The following is a 307-nucleotide window of genomic DNA, read 5'->3' as shown; positions in this document are numbered from 1 at the left end:
ACGACATCGAGCGCTTCTACCGCTACGGCCTGCTGACCAACCCGGACCTGAAGATCTACAAGCCCTGGCTCGACCAGCAGTTCATCGACCAGCTCGGCGGCCGCTCGGAAATGTCCGAGTACATGCGCCAAGCCGGCTTCGACTACAAGATGTCGGCGGAAAAGGCCTACTCCACCGACTCCAACCTGCTCGGCGCCACCCACGAAGCCAAGGACCTGGAACACCTGAACTCCGGCATCCGCATCGTCAAGCCCATCATGGGCGTGGCGTTCTGGCGCGACGACGTCGCCGTCAAGGCCGAGGAAGT

Annotated in this window: 1 pseudogene; it reads left to right on the top strand. The window is 62.5% G+C overall.

What is annotated here, in order from left to right:
- A pseudogene (locus tag ACR6JA_RS22810) lies at positions 1-307 on the top strand (argininosuccinate synthase); the annotation flags it as partial.

The organism is Cedecea sp. B1(4) (assembly GCF_059414925.1).
This window is presented reverse-complemented; position numbering and strand designations above follow the sequence as displayed.